The sequence below is a fragment of the Amycolatopsis sp. NPDC114484 genome (assembly GCF_055633755.1).
Genome location: NZ_JBVKDQ010000001.1, coordinates 513559 through 533937, shown reverse-complemented (window position 1 = coordinate 533937; position 20379 = coordinate 513559). Strand labels below are relative to the sequence as shown.

At 69.5% G+C, this 20379-nt stretch carries 18 protein-coding genes; 7 read left to right on the top strand and 11 right to left on the bottom strand.

What is annotated here, in order from left to right; translation table 11 throughout:
* The first annotated feature begins 2 nt into the window (after positions 1-2).
* Genes yidD through ACZ7SW_RS02580 form a run of 3 tightly spaced genes read left to right on the top strand, consistent with a single transcriptional unit; the run spans position 3 to position 2068 of the window.
* Complete coding sequence (gene yidD / locus ACZ7SW_RS02590) at positions 3-332, top strand: membrane protein insertion efficiency factor YidD (protein WP_470228656.1); 330 nt, start codon at positions 3-5, stop codon at positions 330-332.
* Positions 333-336: 4 nt separating this feature from the next.
* Positions 337-1500: a membrane protein insertase YidC gene (gene yidC / locus ACZ7SW_RS02585; protein WP_470228655.1), complete on the top strand. Its 1164-nt coding sequence runs from the start codon at positions 337-339 to the stop codon at positions 1498-1500.
* A 28-nt stretch (positions 1501-1528) separates the two neighbouring features.
* Positions 1529-2068: a Jag family protein gene (locus ACZ7SW_RS02580; RefSeq protein ID WP_067578310.1), complete on the top strand. Its 540-nt coding sequence runs from the start codon at positions 1529-1531 to the stop codon at positions 2066-2068.
* Between the two features lie 66 nt (positions 2069-2134).
* Here the strand turns inward: ACZ7SW_RS02580 and ACZ7SW_RS02575 are convergent, their stop codons facing one another.
* Entirely contained in the window at positions 2135-2320 is a 186-nt protein-coding gene (locus tag ACZ7SW_RS02575; RefSeq protein ID WP_470228654.1) for a hypothetical protein, read from the bottom strand.
* A gap of 519 nt (positions 2321-2839) precedes the next feature.
* Here ACZ7SW_RS02575 and rsmG point away from each other — a divergent pair.
* From rsmG to ACZ7SW_RS02560, 3 genes are all read left to right on the top strand, one after another.
* Entirely contained in the window at positions 2840-3520 is a 681-nt protein-coding gene (rsmG, locus tag ACZ7SW_RS02570) for a 16S rRNA (guanine(527)-N(7))-methyltransferase RsmG (protein WP_470228653.1), read from the top strand.
* Positions 3521-3606: 86 nt separating this feature from the next.
* Positions 3607-4530: a ParA family protein gene (locus ACZ7SW_RS02565; RefSeq protein ID WP_470228652.1), complete on the top strand. Its 924-nt coding sequence runs from the start codon at positions 3607-3609 to the stop codon at positions 4528-4530.
* Complete coding sequence (locus ACZ7SW_RS02560) at positions 4527-5537, top strand: ParB/RepB/Spo0J family partition protein (protein WP_470228651.1); 1011 nt, start codon at positions 4527-4529, stop codon at positions 5535-5537. The genes ACZ7SW_RS02565 and ACZ7SW_RS02560 overlap by 4 nt, the downstream gene beginning before the upstream one ends.
* A 131-nt stretch (positions 5538-5668) precedes the next feature.
* On the opposite strand, the gene ACZ7SW_RS02555 is transcribed toward ACZ7SW_RS02560, so the two are convergent.
* Together ACZ7SW_RS02555 and ACZ7SW_RS02550 are read right to left on the bottom strand one after the other, a co-directional pair.
* Positions 5669-6619 carry a D-alanine--D-alanine ligase family protein gene (locus ACZ7SW_RS02555; protein ID WP_344282439.1) on the bottom strand — a complete coding sequence of 317 codons (951 nt, stop codon included), beginning with the start codon at positions 6617-6619 and terminating at the stop codon, positions 5669-5671.
* 30 nt (positions 6620-6649) lie between these two features.
* On the bottom strand, positions 6650-7969 hold the full coding sequence (locus ACZ7SW_RS02550; RefSeq protein WP_470228650.1) for an aminotransferase-like domain-containing protein: 1320 nt from the start codon (positions 7967-7969) through the stop codon (positions 6650-6652).
* 182 nt (positions 7970-8151) lie between these two features.
* Here ACZ7SW_RS02550 and ACZ7SW_RS02545 point away from each other — a divergent pair, with 182 nt between their 5' ends.
* Positions 8152-8796, top strand: a complete 645-nt coding sequence (locus tag ACZ7SW_RS02545) for a GNAT family N-acetyltransferase (protein ID WP_470228649.1) — start codon at positions 8152-8154, stop codon at positions 8794-8796.
* An 891-nt stretch (positions 8797-9687) separates the two neighbouring features.
* On the opposite strand, the gene ACZ7SW_RS02540 is transcribed toward ACZ7SW_RS02545, so the two are convergent.
* From ACZ7SW_RS02540 to ACZ7SW_RS02505, 8 genes are all read right to left on the bottom strand, one after another.
* On the bottom strand, positions 9688-10836 hold the full coding sequence (locus ACZ7SW_RS02540) for an N-acetylmuramoyl-L-alanine amidase (RefSeq protein WP_470228648.1): 1149 nt from the start codon (positions 10834-10836) through the stop codon (positions 9688-9690).
* Positions 10837-11103: 267 nt separating this feature from the next.
* Positions 11104-11427, bottom strand: a complete 324-nt coding sequence (gene trxA / locus ACZ7SW_RS02535; RefSeq protein WP_009085330.1) for a thioredoxin — start codon at positions 11425-11427, stop codon at positions 11104-11106.
* Positions 11428-11455: 28 nt separating this feature from the next.
* Positions 11456-12448 (bottom strand): thioredoxin-disulfide reductase, encoded by a 993-nt coding sequence (gene trxB, locus ACZ7SW_RS02530; protein WP_470228647.1) that lies wholly within the window; start codon positions 12446-12448, stop codon positions 11456-11458.
* Between the two features lie 94 nt (positions 12449-12542).
* Entirely contained in the window at positions 12543-13340 is a 798-nt protein-coding gene (locus ACZ7SW_RS02525) for a hypothetical protein (RefSeq protein WP_470228646.1), read from the bottom strand.
* Positions 13337-14002 carry an RNA polymerase sigma factor SigM gene (sigM, locus tag ACZ7SW_RS02520; RefSeq protein ID WP_470228645.1) on the bottom strand — a complete coding sequence of 222 codons (666 nt, stop codon included), beginning with the start codon at positions 14000-14002 and terminating at the stop codon, positions 13337-13339. Before sigM ends, ACZ7SW_RS02525 begins: the two co-directional genes overlap by 4 nt.
* 31 nt (positions 14003-14033) lie before the next feature.
* On the bottom strand, positions 14034-15632 hold the full coding sequence (locus ACZ7SW_RS02515) for a hypothetical protein (RefSeq protein WP_470228644.1): 1599 nt from the start codon (positions 15630-15632) through the stop codon (positions 14034-14036).
* 79 nt (positions 15633-15711) lie between these two features.
* Positions 15712-17490 (bottom strand): murein biosynthesis integral membrane protein MurJ, encoded by a 1779-nt coding sequence (murJ, locus tag ACZ7SW_RS02510; protein ID WP_470228643.1) that lies wholly within the window; start codon positions 17488-17490, stop codon positions 15712-15714.
* A 714-nt stretch (positions 17491-18204) separates the two neighbouring features.
* The gene (locus ACZ7SW_RS02505) at positions 18205-20370 is read right to left on the bottom strand and encodes a DUF6049 family protein (RefSeq protein WP_470228642.1); all 2166 of its coding nucleotides are present in this window, start codon (positions 20368-20370) and stop codon (positions 18205-18207) included.
* Between the last annotated feature and the right edge of the window lie 9 nt (positions 20371-20379).

The window sequence follows — 20379 nt, the reverse complement described above, 5'->3', positions numbered from 1 at the left end:
CCATGGACGCCACCTCCGAGCACAGCACCACCGAAGCGCCACCTGAGGAAGAGAAGCCGCCCCGGCCGGGACCGGTCGCGTGGGTACTGCTCCTTCCCGTGCGGTTCTACCGCAAGGCGATTTCGCCATTCCTCCCTCCGGCCTGCCGGTTCTACCCGAGCTGCAGCGCGTACGCAGTCGAAGCCCTGACCCGCCACGGCGCGGCCGGAGGCTCCTACCTCGCGCTGCGACGACTGCTTCGCTGCGGCCCCTGGACCCCGCCCGGCCGCGACCCGGTGCCCGAGAAGTTCTCGTGGCGGCACCGCACGCCTGAAACACCGATCGAGGAGTAGCTCAGTGCTCGATTTCATCTACTACCCCGTGTCCTTCATCTTGTGGTGTTGGCACAAGGTCTTCGGGTTCGTCTTCGGGGAAGCGACCGCGATCTCGTGGATCCTCGGCATCATCTTCCTGACGTTCACCGTCCGCGGCATCATGTTCAAGCCGTTCGTGAACCAGGTCCGGTCGATGAAGAAGATGCAAGACTTCGCGCCGGAAATGAAGAAGATCCAGAAGAAGTACGCGAACGACCGGCAGCGCCAGGCGCAGGAGATGCAGAAGCTCCAGCGCGAGCACGGCGTCAACCCGCTCGGCAGCTGCCTTCCGATGATCCTCCAGATCCCGGTCTTCATCGGCCTGAACCACGTGCTCCGTGCGTTCACCATGCCGCCCGCCGGCGGCGGCGCGAAGACCGAGAACTACTTCTTCAACGAACACGACGTGGTGTCGTACACGAGCGCGAAGCTCTTCGGCGTCAACATGGGCGAGGCGGTCAACAACGGCGTCGGCGCCGTCGCCGGGCACGTCGCGAACGGCGGGTGGCACTGGGAGGTCCTCCCGGTCGCGCTGCCGCTGATGATCATCGCCTCGATCGCCACGCACCTCACCGCGCGGCACTCGGTGTCGCGGCAGAACGCGTCGGCCGCGGGCACCCCGCAGACCGCGATCATGAACAAGCTCACCATGTACATCTTCCCGCTCGGTGTGCTCGTCTTCGGTGCGTTCTTCCCGCTCGGCCTGCTCTTCTACTGGCTGGCGAACAACGGCTGGACGCTCATGCAGCAGCGCCTCGTCTACACGAAGATCGACAAGGAAGAGGCGGCCCGCAAGGAAGAAGCGGCCGAGAAGCGCGCGTCGCTCGGCCCGAAGCCGGGCCAGAAGCCGACCGCGCCGAAGGTCGGGCAGAAGCCGGTGCAGCAGAAGAAGAACCAGCAGCAGGGTCAGCAGGGCAAGGTGACCAAGGCGGGTTCGGCGCACGGCTTCGCGCAGACGTCTTCCGGTGGCGGCAAGTCCGGCAACGCGAAGTCCGACGGTGCCGCGCCGTCCGAGACGAAGGCAGCCGAACCGGCGGAGAGCGCGCCGGAGCAGACGTCGAACCAGAACGGATCGAAGGAGAACGGCACCGGAGTGCCCGGGCTCCTCAAGGACTCGAACAGGAAGTCGGGCCGGAAGCGTCGCTGACGCTTCGGGTTCGGAGAGGAGACTGAAGATGTCGGAGACGGTCGACACGATCGACGCCGATCAGGAAGAGACGAGCGCACCGGCCGAGCCGAAGGCGGGCGGTGACGACGCTCTCGTGCAAGAGGGCGACATCGCCGGCGACTACCTCGAGCGTCTGCTGGACCTGCTCGACTATGACGGCGACATCGATCTGGACGTCGAAGCGGGCCGCGCGATCGTCAGCATCGACGGCGGCGACGACCTGGAGAAGCTGGTCGGCCCCCGCGGCACGGTGCTCGAAGCGCTGCAGGAGCTGACCCGGCTCGCGGTCCAGCAGGAGACCGGCTCGCGCAGCCGGCTGATGCTGGACATCGCCGGCTGGCGCGCGGACCGCCGGGAGGAGTTGCGCGAGCTCGGCCGGTCCACCGCCGAGTCGGTGCTGTCGAGCGGCGAGCGGGTGCGGCTGCAGCCGATGAGCCCGTTCGAGCGCAAGGTCGTCCACGACGCGGTCGCGACGGTCAAGGGCGTCACGAGCGAGAGTGAAGGCGAAGACCCCAAGCGCCGCGTGGTGATCTTCCCCGAGGACTGAGCCCTCGGACGCGTAGAGCACTGAGCCGAAGCGGCCCACCGGAAGCACTCCGGTGGGCCGCTTCTTTTATGCCTGCCGGTTGTCTCGGTACCGCAGGTGTGTCACCCCGGCTCCCTCGACGACCGCGATCAATCCCTCGAAGCGCGCCGGCGCGACTTCCCCGAACAGAGTCTTCCCGTCGCCCAGGACGACCGGCACCAGTTCGACGCCGACCTCGTCGAGCAGGTCGGCCTCCAGGCATTGCCGCGTCATCTGTCCCCCCCGTTGATGATGATGTTCTTGTCTCCCCCGGCTAGTTGTTGGCTCTCGCCACCGCCGCCTCGATCCCGCTCGTGACGAAGACGAAGTTCTCGTCGCCCTCCGGCCGGTCGTCGGGACGGCGCTGGGTCAGGACGACCGTGGTGACGTTCATCGGGTCGAGCAACTCGCCGCTCGCCGCTGAAGTCCGGCGATGTAGCCGTCGAGCGACATCGCGGCTCGGTGATGACCTTGCCCATGATGAGTCCCCTCCGGTGTGGTGTCCTCACTGATGCGTCGGACGGCGGCTGTTCGGTTCGAAGGTGGAGTGAATTACAAGCGTGGCGTTTCACGTGAAACTCGCCGCCCGCTTCACCCGCGGATCGCGTTTCACGTGAAACGACCTGTGGATCGCTCGGCGACTCGAGTGGAGTTGTCCACAGTTGCGGTCTGTCGGCTCGATTTGGCGTCGGCATCAGGGACAATCAACCGAGCGCGTTTCACGTGAAACGCGCGGAGCGAGGAGTGGGAGTAGTGAGCTTGGACGGCGCCACCGGGACGGTCCGGACCGCGGCGGTGGAGGTGTTCGGGGAGCGCGTCGAGCAAGCCGCCGGGTACGTGGAGCTGCTGGCGACTCATGGGGTCGAGCGAGGATTGATCGGCCCGCGTGAGGTGGACCGGCTGTGGGAGCGGCACGTGCTGAACTCCGCGGTGATCGGTGAGCAGATCCCATCTGATGCGCGCGTGGTCGATGTCGGGTCGGGTGCCGGGCTTCCGGGAGTGCCGCTGGCGATCGCTCGACCAGACCTCGATATCGTGCTCTTGGAACCCATGGCTCGCCGGGTTGACTGGTTGGCCGAGGTCGCCGAGAAGCTGGAACTCCCGATCACCATCGTCCGTGGACGCGCCGAGGAGCGGTCCGTACGCGAGCAGCTGGGTGGCGCAGACGTCGTCACCGCCCGCGCGGTCGCCCCTCTTGCTCGGCTCGCGGGCTGGTGCCTTCCCCTGGTTCGTCCCGAAGGTCGACTGGTCGCCCTCAAAGGCGCCAGCGCCGCTGAAGAGATCTCCCGTGACCGCGACGCGGTGCGTAAGGCCGGTGGTGCCGAACCACAGGTCGCGGAATGCGGGAAGGCAGTACTCGAAGTCCCCAGCACGGTGATCCTGATCCGTCGCCTGCCGCCGAAGCCGAACCGGCCACGCGGCAGACGGAGCTAGCGAACGACAAGAGCCGCGCCGTTCCACGTGAAACATCGCGGTGTGAACGCCCACGAATCGTCTATCAGGAGGAGGTGTCGAGACCGGTGAATCCCCCGCCGTCCGACTCCGCGCAGGCCAGCCAGGAGATGGGCTGGACGCCGATCGCTGAAGAAGCCGTTCGCGCCGCGAGCGTGCTCCACCCCAAGGAAGGGGTGCTCCCCCGGCCGTCTCGCCGCCGCGTGCTCACCGTCGCGAACCAGAAGGGCGGGGTCGGCAAGACGACCAGCACCGTCAACCTGGCCGCGGCGCTCGCCGTGCACGGGCTGAAAACTTTGGTGATCGACCTCGACCCACAGGGCAACGCCAGCACCGCGCTCGACATCGACCACCGCTCCGGGACGCCGTCGATCTACGAGGTGCTCATCGGCGAGGTCTCGATTGCCGAGGCCGCGCAGCAGAGCGAGCAGTCCCCCAACCTCTTCTGCGTGCCCGCGACGATCGACCTCGCCGGTGCCGAGATCGAACTCGTCTCCATGGCGAACCGCGAAACGCGGCTCAAGGAGGCACTGTCGTCCGAGGTGCTCGACCAGATCGGCGTCGACTACGTCTTCATCGACTGCCCGCCGTCGCTCGGTCTCCTCACCGTCAACGCGATGGTGGCGGCGCAGGAAGTGCTCATCCCGATCCAGTGCGAGTACTACGCGCTCGAAGGTCTCGGGCAGCTCCTCAGCAACATCGAACTCGTGCAGCAGCACCTGAACCGCGAACTCAGTGTGTCCACGATTCTGCTCACCATGTACGACGGTCGCACCAAACTGGCCGACCAGGTGACCAATGAGGTCCGCAACCACTTCGGCGACACGGTGCTGAAGACCGTCATCCCGCGCAGCGTGAAGGTGTCCGAGGCACCCGGCTACGGCCAGACCGTCCTCTCCTACGACCCCGGTTCACGTGGTGCCATGAGTTATCTCGACGCGGCGAAGGAGATCGCCGAGCGGGGCGTGAACGAGAGGAGCAGCACCACATGACTGAGCGCAGAGGAGGGCTCGGCCGCGGACTGGCGGCCCTGATCCCGACCGGACCGGCGACGCCTCCTCCGGCCGCGACCGAGGCCAGCACGGCCGCGGAGAAAGCAGTGCGCGAGGACAAGGGCTGGTTCGCCGCGAACGGCGCGGCGGGCCAGCCGAGCGGCGAGGTCGCCGGCGCGGTGTACCGCGAGATCCCGGTCAGCTCGGTCAAGCCGAACCCGAAGCAGCCTCGCCAGGTTTTCGACGAGGAAGCGCTCGCCGAACTCGAGCATTCGATCCGCGAGTTCGGGCTCATGCAACCGATCGTCGTCCGCGAACTCGGGGACGACGAGTACGAACTCGTCATGGGCGAGCGCCGGCTGCGGGCCTCGCAGCAGGCGGAGCTCGAGGCGATCCCCGCGATCGTGCGGCAGACCGCCGACGAGTCGATGCTGCGGGACGCGCTGCTGGAGAACATCCACCGCGTGCAGCTGAACCCGCTCGAAGAGGCGGCGGCCTACCAGCAGCTGCTCGACGAGTTCGCGGTGACGCACGAGGAGCTGGCGAGCCGCATCGGGCGCAGCCGTCCGGTCATCACGAACACCATCCGGCTGCTCAAACTCCCCCTCGCGGTGCAGCGGCGAGTGGCCGCTGGCGTCCTGTCCGCCGGGCACGCGCGGGCGCTGCTGTCGTTGGAGGATCCGGAAAGCCAGGAGGAACTGGCGGCGCGGATCGTCGCGGAGGGCATGTCGGTGCGCGCCACCGAGGAAGCCGTCACGCTGAAGAAGAGCGAGAAGCCGGCCAAGCCGAAGGCCGCTCCCCGCAAGCCGATCCAGGCACCCGGATTGCAGGAACTCGCGAACCGGCTGTCCGATCGGTTCGACACCCGGGTGAAGGTCGACCTCGGACGGCGCAAGGGACGCATCGTTCTCGAGTTCGGATCGGTGGACGACCTCGAGCGGATCGTCGGGATCATCGACGCGAATTCCGGGGAAAAATCGGCGAATCAGACCGACGAAACCGATTAGGGATCACCCAGGGGCGTTTCGTCACGGTGATGATTGCGGATCGGGGCGGCCATGGTCACCCGGAGTGGCCGCCGCAATCGATCGGCGCGGGGAGGGGCGGCAGTCCGCCGCCCGCCCCCGTCCGCCAGGTTTTAGTTCGCGCGGGCGACTGCGCGCGCGACTAGGTCCGCGAAAACTGAACCGAGGGTGGTGCCAGCGGCTTCGACAGCCATCGGCACCGTCGAGGTTTCGGTGAGACCCGGCGAGAGGTTCACTTCGAGGAAGTGGACTCCCCCGTCCGGCGTGATCACCGCGTCGGTGCGCGAGATGTCGCGCAGCCCGAGCCACCGGTGCGCGCCGACGGCGAGTTCACCCACCGCCTTAGCGGCTTCGTCGGAAATCCGGGCCGGGGTGAAGAAGTCGGTGAGACCGGCGGTGTAGCGCGCGGTGTAGTCGTAGACGCCGCTCTCCGGCACGATCTCCACCGCGGGCAGGGCCTCGGCCCCGTTCTCCCCTTCGATGACCGTGACGGCCACTTCAACGCCGTCTACGAACCGTTCCGCGAGCACGGTGTCGCCGTAGGCGAAGCAGCCGACCATCGCCGCGGGCAACTCCGCCGCCTCCCGGACCACCTGCGTGCCGAGCGCGGACCCGCCCTGATCCGGCTTGAGGATCAGCGGAAGACCGAGCCGCTCGACCATCGCGTCGAGCACCGACTGGGCGCCCAGCTCCCGGAAAGTGCTGTGCGGCAACACAACCCAGTCCGGCGTCGAGAACCCGGCCTGCTGCACGAACGCCTTCGCGGTCGGCTTGTCCCAGGCCCGGCGGCAGCCCTGCGAGTGGGTGCCGACGAACGGCACGTCGAGCATCTCCAGCACGGTCTGCACCGAGCCGTTCTCGCCCTCGCCTCCGTGCAGGGCGACGACGACCGCGTCCGGACGCTGCGTGCGCAGCCGTTCCAGCAGTCCGGCGTCGGTGTCCCACTCCTCCACCGTGAGCCCCTCGGCCCGCAGCGCGGCGGACAGCCGGCGCCCGGAGCGGAGAGAAACGTCGCGTTCGTGGGAAAGCCCGCCGGCGAGCACGGCAACGGTACGGTCGACCACCGTGGGAACTCCTTAGTGTCGCAGGGCCGGTCAGACCGTGTCCGGAGACGGGGTCTCGGGCCCCGGGATGGTGCGCGCCTTCACGCTACCGAAGGTGCGGTTGAGGTCCATTTCGGACTCGAGCACCGCGGCGAGCCTGCGCACGCCTTCCCGGATGCGCTCCGGCGTCGGGTAGCAGTACGACAGCCGCATCTGGCGGGAGCCGAAACCGTCGGCGTAGAAACCGGTGCCGGACGCGTACGCCACCCGGGCGGTGACCGCGCGCGGCAACATCGCTTTGGTGTCAACGCCTTCCGGCACGGTGACCCATACGTAGAAGCCGCCGTCGGGGTTGGTCCAGGAGCAGCCGGGCGGCAGATACTGTTGCAGCGCCGACAACATCGCGTCGCGGCGTTCGCGGTAGTTCTCCCGGAACTTCTTGATCTGACCCTTCCAGTCGTGCGTCGCGAGATAGCGCGAGACGATCATCTGGTTGAAGGTCGGCGGGCACAGCGTCGCGGATTCCGCTGCCAGCACCAGCTTTTCGCGCACCGCGTGCGGCGCGAGCACCCAGCCGACGCGCAACCCGGAGGCGAACGTCTTCGAGAACGAGCCGAGGTACACGACGTTGTCCGGGTCGAGCGAGCGCAGCGCCGGGTAGGTCTGGCCGTCGAAACCGAGCAGGCCGTAAGGATTGTCCTCGATGATCAGCACGCCGTACTCGCGGCAGATCTCGACGATCTCCGGACGCCGTTCGACGGAAAGGGTAACGCCGGCCGGGTTGTGGAAATTCGGGATCGTGTAAAGGAATTTGACCCGCTGTCCGGCCTTTTCGGCCTGGCGCAAGGCTTCTAGCAACCCTTCGGGCACCAGACCGTGCTCGTCCATCGCGACGTGCACGACGTTCGCCTGGTACGCGGAAAACGATCCGAGCGCGCCGACGTACGACGGGCCTTCGGCGATCACGACGTCACCTGGGTCGCAGAAAAGCCGGGTCACCATGTCGAGGCCCATCTGGGAACCGACGGTGACCACGACGTCGTCGGGGTGCGCCTTGATGCCCTCGAGAGCCATGATTTCGCAGATCTGGTCACGCAGCGCCGGAACGCCGTGCGCGGACCCGTACTGCAGGGCGACGAGCCCCTCCTCGGCGATGATCTCGCCGACCTGGGCCGAGAGCGTGTCGAGCGGCAGCGCGGCGAGGTTCGGCATGCCGCCGGCGAGCGAGACGACTTCCGGCCGGCTTGCCACTGCGAAAAGCGCGCGGATCTCGGATGCGGTCATCCCGGCGGTACGTGCCGCGTACCGGTCGAGATGCGGGTCGAGATTGTGGCGGCCGGTCTGCGGCTTGGCTGGGCGGTTCTCGGTCATCGGACACCTGAGGGCTCGGTGGGTACCTGCTGGTAGATCCATCGAGTGTAACCGCGGCCTCTTCCGGCTCCCCGCTCTTCCGGCGCTTGTCACATCGGCCTATCCTCGGGGTGGTTCTTCCGGTGCTGCCTGCGCTCTTGCGGGTGCGGAGGCCGGAGTTGCGGGGTCCAGGGAGGTTTCAGGTGTCACGTCGCGTGGTGGGCGTCACCTTGGACAATCTCGAGCACCTGCCCAAGAGCTGTCGGCAGTGCGTGTACTGGGAGCTCGCGCCGCATTTGAAGGCGCAGGCCGAGGAATACGGTTCCACCGAGGTCGAGAAGGAGGCCTGGGTGTCCAGCGTGCTGCTGGAATGGGGTTCCTGCGGCCGCATCGTCTACAGCGACACGCTGCCGGTCGGGTTCGTGCTCTACGCCCCGCCGAACGCGGTGCCGCGCTCGCTCGCTTTCCCGACGTCGCCGCCCAGCGCGGACGCCGTCCTGCTCACCGCGGCCCAGATCCTGCCGGAATTCCGCGGTGGCGGCCTCGGCCGGATGCTGGTGCAGGCCGTGGCGAAAGACCTGACCAAACGCGGCGTTCGGGCGATCGAATCCTTCGGCGACGCCACCCCCGACGACGAGGACCCGCTGGAGCAGCACTCGTGCGTGCTGCCCGCCGCGTTCCTGCAGAGCGTGGGCTTCAAAACGGTCCGTCCGCACCCGAAGTACCCGCGGCTGCGCCTGGAACTGCGCTCGGCGATCACCTGGAAGGAAGACGTCGAAGCGGCCCTCGAGCGGCTGCTCGGCCAGGTGACGATCACAACCGCAGAGCCCAGCCTCGGCCGGGCCTGACTCGCCTCGCGCGGTGGAGCCTTCCCTGCTCGCTGCCTAGGCGATTTCGCGGCCGTTCAGATCAGCCAGAATGACCTTGCTGGCACCCACCATGAACAACCCACCGGACTCGCTCGCCGTGATCCGTAACTCCCGGCCCCACTCCGGCCCGACGGTCACTCTCCGTGCTGATCCCCCGATGCCTCCGGTCTCCCGCCGAGCTTCCCTGGGACTTCCACCCCTCGCTTCGAGCGCCATTCCGGCCCGTCTCGTAGCCGCCTGAACAGCATCGACCGAGGTCAGCCCGCGCCCGGTTCCCCGCCGGTTCTTTCCGGGCGTGCTTGTCCTCTGCCGCTGTCCGAGGCACCCCATACCACCTCCGGATCGGCCGGGAAACACCCACTCCCGGTACCTGTGCGCAACTGTGGAAGAACCCCCGAGTTATCCACAGATTGCAGATAGAAGCCGTGGAAAAGCTGTGGATGGATAGAATGGATCTGGGGACGCCCCCCGGTGAGGGTGGGGGCTGCCACCAGGTGTGGTGGGCGCTGGAGCGGCCGGGCGCAAGTTCTTGTGGCGCCGGTTAAGCGGTGGGGGTGGCTCTGGTTTTGGGGCGTCGCGGGTCGCGGTTGGCGGTGCGTGGGGTGGTGGCTGGCGCCCCGGGGAGGGAGCGGTGGGGGTTGGGGGTTTTGGGCCGGGGTTAGGCGGCCCGTGGTGACTGTGGGTAGTGGTTGGCTGAGGTGAGGGCGGGTCAGCACGGGTAAACAGGGGCGGGCGGAGAGGGGGCGTCAGCCGGTCGGGGCGTGCTTGATGGGGCCCTGGCGGTATTCGGCGGGGAAAGTCCGGGGCAGGGCGACTCAGGGCTGAAGCGGGGGGTAAGGCGGAAGGCCGGGGTCGAACAAAGAGGGGGCGTTACTCGGCCTTCGCGAGTTCGTGGGCCAGGACGTCGGCGAAGGTGAAGGTGCCGGTCGGCTGATCGCCCTCGCCAAGGAGGTACAGGCGTTTGACGGCGATGAGGATGCCCTCGGCCACGACGTCACGGAAGGCGGGGTCGCCGAGGCGGGCGGCGTCGTCCGGGTTGGTCAGGTAGCCGATTTCCACGCGGACGGCTGGGCAGCGCGTGCGGGTGAAGATCTCCCACGTCTTGTAGTGCGTGCGGCAGTCCAGCAAGCCGGTGCGGGCGGCGACCTCGCGCTGGATGAAGCCGGCCAGCAGTTCGCCGACGGTGGACGTCGTGCCGTTGCCGGTGCCGAAGTGGAAGCTCGCGACGCCCTGCGCGCGCGGCGACGGGTTGCTGTCGCTGTGCAGCGACAGGAACAGGTCCGCACCGGCGTCGTTGGCGAAACGGGCTCGCTCAAAATCAGTCGGGCTGTGGTTCGGGCCGCGGCTGATCAGGGCTTCCATGCCGGTGGCCTGCATCCGGCCTTCGAGCCGTCGCGCCAGGTCCCAGGCGATGTCCGCCTCGCGCAGACCGCCGGCGACGACGCCGAGGTCCTCGCCGCCGTGGCCCGGGTCGATCACGATGCGCTTGCCGCGCAGGCGCGGGCCGGCCTGGCGGACCTGCTCCTGCTCGCGCAGGAAGACCGGGCGGCCGCCGCGGGCGCGCGGCGACGACAGGCGGTGCAGCTCGCGGATCGTGGCCGGGCCGCAGATGCCGTCGGACGTCAGGCGCATGTCGCGCTGGAACGTGCGCAGGGCGCGCTCGGTCTGCGGGCCGAAATACCCGTCCGGGCGGCCCGCGTCGAAGCCCAGTTCGGTGAGCCGCTCCTGAAGAGTGAAAACGTCGTCGCCGTTCACCGGCGCCGACAAAAGGTACTGGAGCGGGCGGCTCCCGAGGTGATAGCTGGCGCCCTTGAGCGCCTGATACGTCGCCTGGCCCACTACACCGTCGGTGATGAGCCCGCGGCGCTGCTGGAACGCGCGCACGGCCTGCTCCACCGCGACGTCGAACGTGTTGTACCGCTCGGTCCCCGCCACCGGCGGGAGCAGATCCATCCCGGCAAGGATCGACCTGATCTCGGCGACGTCGGGACCGGCGTCACCGCGGCGGAGTACCCGCATGCACTCCTCGCTCTTCCTCAGGCACCGAAACCGGCTCGATGCGAAACAGAAACCTGGGTTGGGGGGACCCAGGCACCTATTGTGCCCTGTGAACTCTCGGTGAGTACGCAGGCCCGGTCGGTGCGCCACCGAAGGGGTGCGCGGTCCCTCGGCGGACACGCCGAGTGCACCTGCGTCCACACCCCCGTGCGGGTGGTTCCCGAACGTGCGAGAACCCGGACCGGCGAGTCGATCGTCGCTGGCCCGGGTTCTCAGCAGGTGGACCGCTCAGAGCACGTCGGCGAGATCGGACAGCAGCGCGGCCTTCGGCTTCGCGCCCACGATCTGCTTCACCGGCTTGCCGCCCTGGAACAGGATCAGCGTCGGAATCGACATCACCTGGTAGTCACGCGCCGTGTTCGGGTTCTCGTCGATGTCGAGCTTCGCGACGGTGATCTTGTCGCCGTTTTCCTTGGCGATCTCCTCGAGCACCGGGGCGACCATCTTGCACGGGCCGCACCAGGTCGCCCAGAAGTCGACGAGAACGGGCTTCTCGCTGGTCAGGACGTCGTCCACGAACGACTTGTCAGTCACCTTCACGGGTTCGGACATCGCTTGCTCCTTCAACTCGGTGGGAAAGTCAGTGCTCGCCGGCGCCGTAGCCGCCGCCGACCAGTTCCGGTGCCTCGTGCGCCTCGGTCTCGCCGTGCTCCGCGAGCCATCGTTCCGCGTCGATCGCCGCGCTGCAGCCGGAGCCGGCCGCGGTGATCGCCTGCCGGTAGGTGCGGTCCACCAAGTCGCCGGCGGCGAACACGCCGGGCACGTTGGTGTAGGACGTGCGGCCCTGGGTGAGCACGTAACCGTCCTCGTCCACGTCCACCTGTCCGCGCACCAGTTCGCTGCGCGGGTCGTGGCCGATCGCGACGAAGAACCCGGTCACGTCGAGCGTCTTCTCCTCGCCGGACCGCGTGTCGCGCACCTTCAGGCCGGACACCGTCCCGTCGCCCTCGACGCCGGTGATCTGCGAGTTCAGCTGCCACTTGATCTTCTCGTTCGCGCGGGCGCGTTCGAGCATGATCTTCGACGCCCGGAACTCGTCGCGGCGGTGCACGATCGTCACGGACTTGGCGAACTTCGTCAGGAAGGTCGCCTCCTCCATCGCCGAGTCGCCGCCGCCGGCCACCGCGATGTCGTGGTCGCGGAAGAAGAAGCCGTCGCAGGTCGCGCAGGCGGACACGCCGCGGCCGAGCAGCTCCTGCTCGCCCGGCACCTTCAGGTACCGCGCGGCGGCGCCCATGGCCAGCACGACAGCGCGCGCGGCATAGCGCTTGCCGTTCGCGACGACGTACTTGATGTCGCCAGTCAGCTCGAGCGACTCGACGTCCTCCGCGCGCAGCTCGGCGCCGAAGCGCTCGGCCTGCTTGCGCATCTCCTCCATCAGGTCCGGACCCTGGATCCCGTCGCGGAAGCCCGGGAAGTTCTCGACCTCGGTGGTCGTCATCAGCGCGCCGCCGAACTGCGTGCCCTCGAACACCAGCGGTTCGAGCTGTGCGCGCGCCGCGTAGACCGCTGCGGTGTAACCGGCAGGACCCGACCCGACGACGATCAGGTTCCTGATTTCCTCGGCAGCCACCCGTCAACCTCCGCTCGTCATGACCTGTGCTCCAGGCTCAACACGATCGTAGGTGGAGGTGTTCCCGGCGGTGACGCCCGCTACGTCCGGGCCGCTACTTCTTGCCGACCACCTTGTCGAACAGCTTGTCCGGGTTCCCCGGTCCGCAGTCCGCGCCGAACGCGACCAGCCGGAACTGCGCGAGCTTGCCGGTGGTGTAAATCGCCACCACGCCCGGCTTGCCCCCGACGGTCACCGGCCGCACGCCTTCCGGCCGCACGTCGGGGTCCATTCCGGCCGCGGCGACGCACGCGTCGAACCGCTTCGAGTCCTGCAGCGGGCCGTAGTTCCGCACGCCCAGGCCGCCGCCCAGCAGCGATTCCGCACCGCTGCCGTCGCTGCCCACGGACGGACCGCCTACCGCGGACGGTGCGGGCGCGGCGACGCCGGACGTGTCCGAGGTAGTCGTGCCAGGAATCGTCAGCGTGATGGCTACCGCGGCGGCCGCGGCGGCGGTCAGGATCCCGGCGCCCCAGCCGAGCTGCCGGTTCCGCCGCTTCCTCGCCGCCGACAGGTCCACCACCGGCGCGACCGGCTGCTCAGCGGGTGCCGGTGCGGCCGCCGGAAACGTGGCCTCCTGCCGGGCCGCCGACTCCGCGGCGAGCGCGGCGTCGAGCCTGGCCGCGAACTCCGCGGGCATCGGCGGGGCCGGTTCCGCGGCGAGCGCGGACAGGTCGGCGGTGGTCGCCTCAAGGGCCTCGATGATCGCGCTCGCCTCCGGATCCGCGTTCACCCGCGGCCAGAGCTGAGCTGCCTCCTGGTCGTCGAGGACCCCGGCGTGGAGGTCGGCGAGCAGGTCGACAGACCAGGGCGGTCCGATGGTTCCGCCTGCCCCCCGGCTCTCGTCCGTCATCGTCCCTCCCCGTTCCCCGGCGAGCGCTGGGCTCGCCCGGCACTCCGGGACCCGTCCGAAGTGGCGTGCTTGCGTTTGCTTTCGTTAGTTGGGACGTCGCCACCCCCGTCCGGGTTCCGCAGATGCCCGAGAACCTTCGCGAGTTTTCCCCGCCCGCGCGCGCATCGGCTTTTGACCGTGCCCTCGGCGATGCCGAGCATTTTCGCCGTCTCGGCGACGGAATAGCCCTCGACGTCGACGAGCAGGATCGGCGCGCGTTGGTCCTCGGGCAGCTCGTCGAGCGCCTTGCGGACCAGCAGGCTGGTTTCCTTCTCCGCCATCGAATCGCCGGGCGCGGCCGGTTCGTTGTACTCGCCGGTCTCGGGCAGCGGAACGGTCGGACGGGCCTGCCTTCGCCGGATCCGGTCGAGGCACGCGTTCACCACGATCCGGTGCAACCAGGTCGTGACCTGCGACTCCGCGCGGAACTTGCCCGCCGCGCGGAAGGCCGAGATGAACGCCTCCTGCAGCGCGTCCGCCGCCTCTTCCGGATCGCGCAGCGTGCGCAGCGCTACCGCCCACATGCGGTCTCTATGCCGCCGGACCAGTTCACTGAACGCATGCGGATCGCCCGCGGCGTGTGCCGCGATCAGATCCGCATCCGTGGGAGCTGCAGCCGTCACCCGGCAGAGCCTACTGAGTCGTGCTCGCAGCTCACGCCGCAGGCAGGAAGCTCAGTTCTCCGATCTGGCTCACGAAGCCGTTGCCGCCGTTGTCGCCTAGCTGGGTGATCCAGACGATGAAGTACTGGCTTTGCGTCGGCTGCTGCAGGGTGATCGTGGTGTCCGGCCCGTTCAAATCGCCGCTTCCGACCACCTTGGTGTCGTCGAGCTGCGGGTTCTTGCTGTCCGCGGACCGGATCTCGACCTTCGTGCCCGGGCTGTCCGCGCTGATCTTCACCTGCGCGAGGTTCACCGGGTTGTCGAACTGGACCGCGATGCCGACGCCGGGCTTCAGCGTGGGCAGCTGCTGCTGGTACTGGTCGGTCTTCCAGACCGTGCCCGGATCGCCGTCGATGGTGTTCTTCGCCCGGCCCGCGTTGTCGCCGGAGCCCTGGGGGTTGTAGAGCGACGCCGACTTCGGGGCCACCGGGTCGCCGAGCTTCGGCCCCGCGGGCGGCTGGTTCGCCGGCGGCGGGGACTGGTTGCCCGGTTTCGCCGGAGCACTGCTCGGCGGGGCCGCGACGTTGATCGCGGGACCGGTGGGCTTGCCGTCGCCCTGGAACAGGTTGATCAGCATCAGCCCGCCCCACGCGAGGATCACCACGGTGGCGACGACCAGCACGGTGACGCCGAAGGCCAGCTTCCGCCGCCGCGCGACGTCCTTCACCGGCTTCTTCGTGGTCCAGATCGTGCCGTCGGTCTCCGTCGTGGCCTCGTCCTTGCCGACCGCGTTGATCAGCTGGGTGCGTTCCTCCTGCTCGGCGACCTGGCCGAGCACGCGCAGGATGGCCGAGCTGGTGCGGATCCCGCCGCTGCCGCCGTCCTCGATCGTGCGCACGGCCAGCGAAGACAGCTCCGGCGGCACCGCGGGCACCAGCGACCGCGGCGGCACGACGTGCCCCTGCGGGGTGAGCGGCGCCGCAGGGATCGCGGGCGGTCCGCCCGGCAGCGCCCAGCGTCCGGTGAGCAGCAGATACAAAACCGCGCCGAGCGCCTTGACGTCGTCGCGGAGAGTGGCTTCCGGCAGCGGGCCGGGGAAGGCGAGCTTGAGCGCACCGCCCGGGGTGAGCCGCAGCCGCTGCGGGTGGTCGAGGCCCAGCACGAGGCCGTTCTGGTGGGCGTGGTCGACCGCTTCGGCGAGCGCCTGCACCATCCGCGCGGCCGCGGCGGGGGCCACCGGGCGTTGCGCGACCAGGTCCACCAGGTCGCTGCCCTTGGTCCACTCCGCCACCACGACGCCGAGCAAGCCCTCGCTGGAGGTGACTCCGCTGCCGAGGCTGAGCACGTCCAGCACCCGGGCGACGCCTCCGTGCCCGAACTTCGACGCGTGCGCGGCCCGTTCCAGCGTGCGCCGGGCCTGCCGGGCCGCCTCCGGATCCGCCGGATCGCCGACCAGCAAGGTCAGTGCGACATCTCGCTTGAGCTGCCCGTCTCGTGCCCGCCACAGGTGCGCGGCGGCCCGTTCGTCCACCCCGAACTGGGCAAGCAGGCGATACCGGCCGTCCCCTACGACGCGTCCGGGCGCGAGCGATCCGCCCCGGGCGCGAATGCCCGCGGCGTCCCCCGCCTGCTCGCTTCGTCTCGTGTCCACGCTCTCTCCCGCTTCGCTCCCGGCACCGAGGGTACCCGGATCATCAGCCGTAGAAGCGTCGTGAGTCGTGAATCAATCGTTACCCGCGCTTGATCAATCGGGTGAACCTCGATGTTACGGGCTTCAGCTCCTCGACCTTCAGCGCCATGAGCACCCCGAACGAGACCGCGATCCCGACGAATCCCTGCAGGATGAGCTTGATCCAGGCGTGCGGAACCGGGCTGAGCGAAGAGGGCACGATCAGCCCGACGACCCACGCGGCCCCGACCCCGAGGACGCTCGCCACGACGGTGAACAGGATCACCCCGATCACCCGCTTGCTGCGGAGGTTGCCGAGCGTCACCCACAGCCACACCTGGCCGAGCATCGCGCCGATCACGTAGGTCAGCGCGTTCACCATCATCACGCCGAGCACGACGTTCTCCGCGTTCAGCAGCACCGGGCACAGGAACAGCAGCGGCACCTTGACGACCGTCATCACGATCATGATCAACGTCGGCGTGCGGGCGTCCTTCATCGCGTAGAAGACCCGCATTTGCAGCATGACCAGCGCGTACGGCAGCAGCGCGAACGCCGTGATCGCCAGCGCCTGGCCCATCCGCTGGGCGTCCTCCAGCGTGCCCTTGCCCATCGCGAACAGCGCGACGCCCATCGACGAGCCGACGATCGTCATCACCGCGGAGATCGGCACGAGGGTGACCGTGGAGATTCGCGAGGCGTAGGACAGGTCGCTGACCAGTTTCTTCGTGTCGCCGTCGGCAGCGGCACGGCTCATCCTCGGCATGATCGCGGTCAGCAGCGAGACGCCGAGCACGCCGTAGGGCAGCTGGAACAGCAGCCACGCGTAGTTGTAGGCGGTGACGCCGCCCGAGGTGCCCTTGGTGAGCACGCGGGTGGTGATCGTGAGGCCGACCTGGCTGACCGCGACGTAGCCGACGACCCACAGCGCCAGGCCGCCGAACTCCTTCATCCGGCTGTCCAGGCCCCACCGCCAGCGCGGGCGGAAGCCCGACCGCAGCAGCGGCGGGATCAGCATGAGCGCCTGCGCGGCGATGCCGCCGGTGACGCCGAGGCCGAGCGTGAGCACCTTCGGGTCGGTGATCGACGGATGGTCGGTGTCGATCGAACCGGGCATCAGCCACACCACGAGGATGGTGAAGATGACCACCAGGTTGTTGATCACCGGGGCCCACGCGGTCGGCCCGAACACGTGCTTGGCGTTCAGCATCGCCGAGACCAGCGCGAACACGCCGTAGAAGAAGATCTCCGGCAGCAGCAGGTAGGCGAACGCCGTGGTCAGGCCCGCACTCGCGTGCCCGGACGAATCGATGTAGAGCGAGGTGAACGCCGGCGCCGCGATCACCGCGATCACGGTGCCGATGAACAGCACGGTGATACCGGTGGTCAGCAGCCGCTGCGCATAGGCCTGCCCGTGGTCCGGGTCGTCCTGCGAACGCACCAGCAGCGGCACCACCACACTGGTGAGCACGCCGCCGAGCAGCAGCTCGAAGATGATGTTCGGCATCGTGTTCGCGACGTTGAACGAGTCGGTCGCGATCCCGGAACCGATCGCCGCGACCAGCAGCACCTTCCACAGGAAGCCGGTGATGCGGCTGATCAGCGACGCGATCGCCATCCGGCCGGACGCCTTGGCGACCGACGGGCCCTCGTCCTTCGGCTGCTCGGGAGCCTCGGCCGGACGCGCGAGCGGCGCGTCCTTGATCCGCGGCATGACCTGGGTGGCCAGCGCGTCGTACGGGCGCAGCACGTCCGGGTCGGCGGTCGGCCAGCGCGACGGAGCCGCCAGCGGGACGCCCGCGGTGCGCGGGATGAACCGGGTCGCGTCCGGGTCCCGCATCGCCTCTTCCTGCCACGGCCGGATCGGCGCGCCGGGGCGAGGGCCGCGGCCGCGATGCACCGGCGGCGGGCCCGGCACGTTCGCAGGCGGAGGGGTCGGCTGCGGAAGCTGGCCGCGGTTAGGCGGCTGGTTCGCCGGCGGAAGCGGTTGCGCCCCCGGCGGCGGGAGCGGTTGCGGGCCGGACGGCGGGAGCTGCTGCGGACCCGACGGCGGCCCGGAGGGCCTCGGCGGGGGCGGCCTGCGCACCGGCGGCATGGCGGCCCTGGTCGGGGCCGGTCGCTGGCCGTTCGGAGGAGGAGGCGGCGGGACGCGGCGCGGCGCGCGGTCCCGTGGTTCGCGGGGCTCGCGCGGTTCTCGGGGTTCGCCGCCGCGCGGGTCGATCCGGCGCGGCTGAGCCCGGTCGGGAGGAGCAGGCGGACGGTCGTCCGGCAGCGGCATCCGGCGGGTGCCATTGGGCGGCGGCTGCCTGCGTTCTACCGGCGGCGGCGGAGGGGGCGGCTGGCGACGGGCGTCTCGCACCGCGCGGCGTGGAGGCTGGTCGTCCCGCCTCGGCGCCGCGCCGTCCCGCCGAGGACGACCCGCACGCTCGGGTGGTTGACCCGGCTCTTTGTCCAACGCGTGCCCAATCCTCGGCGGTCTCCTGCTCCCTGCCATTGTGGCAGCGCCGACCCAGGGTAATCGGGAACGGGCGCGAGCACCCGGCCCCTTGGCATGTCAGGGCGTGCCGCCTCGGCTTTCCTTGATCCGCCGGTAGATCCGCCGGGACGCGAGCAGCAACAGCGCGCAACCAGCGGCGACGGTGACGATGATGGTGATCGGGCCGTATTCGGTCGAGGTCAGCTCGAACCGCGCGGTCGCGCCGAGGTCAGCGCCCGCCGGGGTGGTCAAGGACACATCGACCGACAGGTGCCCGGCCCGCAGCGCCTCGATCTGCACGTATTTGGTCTGCCCGCCCTTCGCCGGGAAGAGCCAGTTCTTGGTCTGTTCGGAGAGCCGGACGCCCATGTTGTTCTTGAGGGCGATCTGCGCGCTGACGCCGACCGGCAGGTCGTTGTGCACGTACACGGGCAGCGGCGAGGACCCGGACGCGAGCGCAATCGTTTGCTTCGGCTGTTCGACGGTCACCTGGTCGCGGATCGCGCCGAGTTCGGCGGTCGCGTTCGCCGAGGCGGACGAGGGCGCCCCGGAGGGTCCGAACGCGGTCGAACTGCCGCGGACCAGCGCGTCGCGCACCGGTCCGACGATCGTCTTCGGCTCGACCCGGTTCCGCTGGTCCACCTGCATCGCGGACAGCAGGCCGGTGGCGTCCTGGTCGAGGCCGGACAGCTGATCGGCGACCGCCGCGCCGCCGTCCGAATGGGCGCCCGCGACGAGCGAGGCGCTGCCCTCGGGGGCGCTCCCCAGCAGGTCGTCGAGCGTCGACCCGGCTGTCACGCCCGCGCTGGTCAGCTTGCCGAGCCCGGACAGGAAGGCGTTCAGCTCGTCGGTGGTGGCGTCCCAGCGCCGAGGCGGAGAGATGAGCATCGGCCCGCCGGCCGAGCCGTCGGTACGGCCGAGCCCGGCCTCGAACGCGATCGCGGCGAGTCCGTTCTGCGTGGAGACCGCGCGCTGCGACGCACCGCTGAAGGTGGTCGGCGTCTGCGGGCTCGGCGCGAATCCGGTGAGACCGGCGGTGGCCATCGTGTTGGTCGGCTGCGCGCGGAGGCCGTCGGAAAGCGTCGCCGCGCCGGTGACGGTCTCGTCGTCACCACCCGCGCGCAGTTTGCTGCTGTCGGTGAGCACGGTCTGGAAGCCGCCCGTCGAAATCGCCGACAGCGCCTTGTCGTCCGGCGTCCCGCCCGGCCACAGCACGCCGCTTTTCGACTCGACGCCGAGCACCTGGCGGATCGTCGCGGTGCCGCTCAGCGCCGTGGTCATCAGGCCCGAATCGGGATTGCCGCCGGCGCCCTGGACCTTGCCCAGCGTGGTGAGGTCGGCGTCGGCGAACGGCAGCGGGAGCACACACCGGCCGGTGACCAGCGCGCGCAGCGCCGCCAGCCAGTTCGACGCGGCGTCCGAGCCTTTGCCGGTCGCTCCGCCGCTGACGCGGTAGCCGTTTCGCATCGCGTCGACGGTGCGCAGCAGGTCGGGATCGAGGGCGAAGCAGAGCGAGCTGCCGATCTTCTGGTTGTTCTCCTGCGCCGCCCGCGCCGCCGAGACCAGCGAATACAGCCGTCCGCCCGGGCTCAGCTCGTCGGCAAGCGAATCGTCGGTGAGCGTCATCGGCACGCCGAACGGCGCGGACTGGATGTGCGGCGTGCTGTCGGTGATCGGCCAGAGCACGGCCACTTTCGAATGCCGCTGGGTCGCCTGGTTGTTCGCGTGGCCCGGCGTCGACAGCACCGGCATGAGCAGGCTCACCGCCGCGAGCCGGGCCGGGCCGCCGTACTCCGGGGTGCCGTTCACGTTCACCAGCAGCGGGTACACGCCCGGCCGGAGCGCCGCGCCGCGCGGTCCGGTGAGCGGCACGGTGATGTCCAGCCGAGCGCTCTGGCCCGGCTCCAGGTCCTCGGCGAGCGGGGTGAAATCGGTCAGCGGGGTGTCCTGCACCGGGGTTCCGGCGAGCACCGAGTCCATCGCGCGCGGGCTGGCGAGGCGTTCGCCGATCTGCAGCCGGGCCATCGGCTTGACGATCCGCCGGGACCCGGTGTTGGTCACCGTCCCGGTCACCGTGATGGCCTGGTCCGAGCTGGTGACCAGACGCGGGGACAGCTGGCCGAGGTCGAGCCGCAGCCGGGCGGGTTCCGGCGACGGATTCTCCTGCGCGCCCGCCGGCGCACCGAACAACGCGGTGGCGGCGACGATCAGCAAGGACAGCAAGAAGGCGGCGGGCCGCTTCACTCGGGTGCT

Coding starts and splice junctions, on each gene's coding strand:
- yidD (WP_470228656.1), top strand. CDS start 3: ATGGACGCCACCTCCGAGCACAGCACCACCGAAGCGCCACCTGAGGAA.
- ACZ7SW_RS02580 (WP_067578310.1), top strand. CDS start 1,529: ATGTCGGAGACGGTCGACACGATCGACGCCGATCAGGAAGAGACGAGC.
- ACZ7SW_RS02575 (WP_470228654.1), bottom strand. CDS start 2,320: ATGACGCGGCAATGCCTGGAGGCCGACCTGCTCGACGAGGTCGGCGTC.
- ACZ7SW_RS02560 (WP_470228651.1), top strand. CDS start 4,527: ATGACTGAGCGCAGAGGAGGGCTCGGCCGCGGACTGGCGGCCCTGATC.
- ACZ7SW_RS02550 (WP_470228650.1), bottom strand. CDS start 7,969: ATGACCGAGAACCGCCCAGCCAAGCCGCAGACCGGCCGCCACAATCTC.
- ACZ7SW_RS02540 (WP_470228648.1), bottom strand. CDS start 10,836: ATGCGGGTACTCCGCCGCGGTGACGCCGGTCCCGACGTCGCCGAGATC.
- trxA (WP_009085330.1), bottom strand. CDS start 11,427: ATGTCCGAACCCGTGAAGGTGACTGACAAGTCGTTCGTGGACGACGTC.
- ACZ7SW_RS02525 (WP_470228646.1), bottom strand. CDS start 13,340: ATGACGGACGAGAGCCGGGGGGCAGGCGGAACCATCGGACCGCCCTGG.
- murJ (WP_470228643.1), bottom strand. CDS start 17,490: ATGCGGGACCCGGACGCGACCCGGTTCATCCCGCGCACCGCGGGCGTC.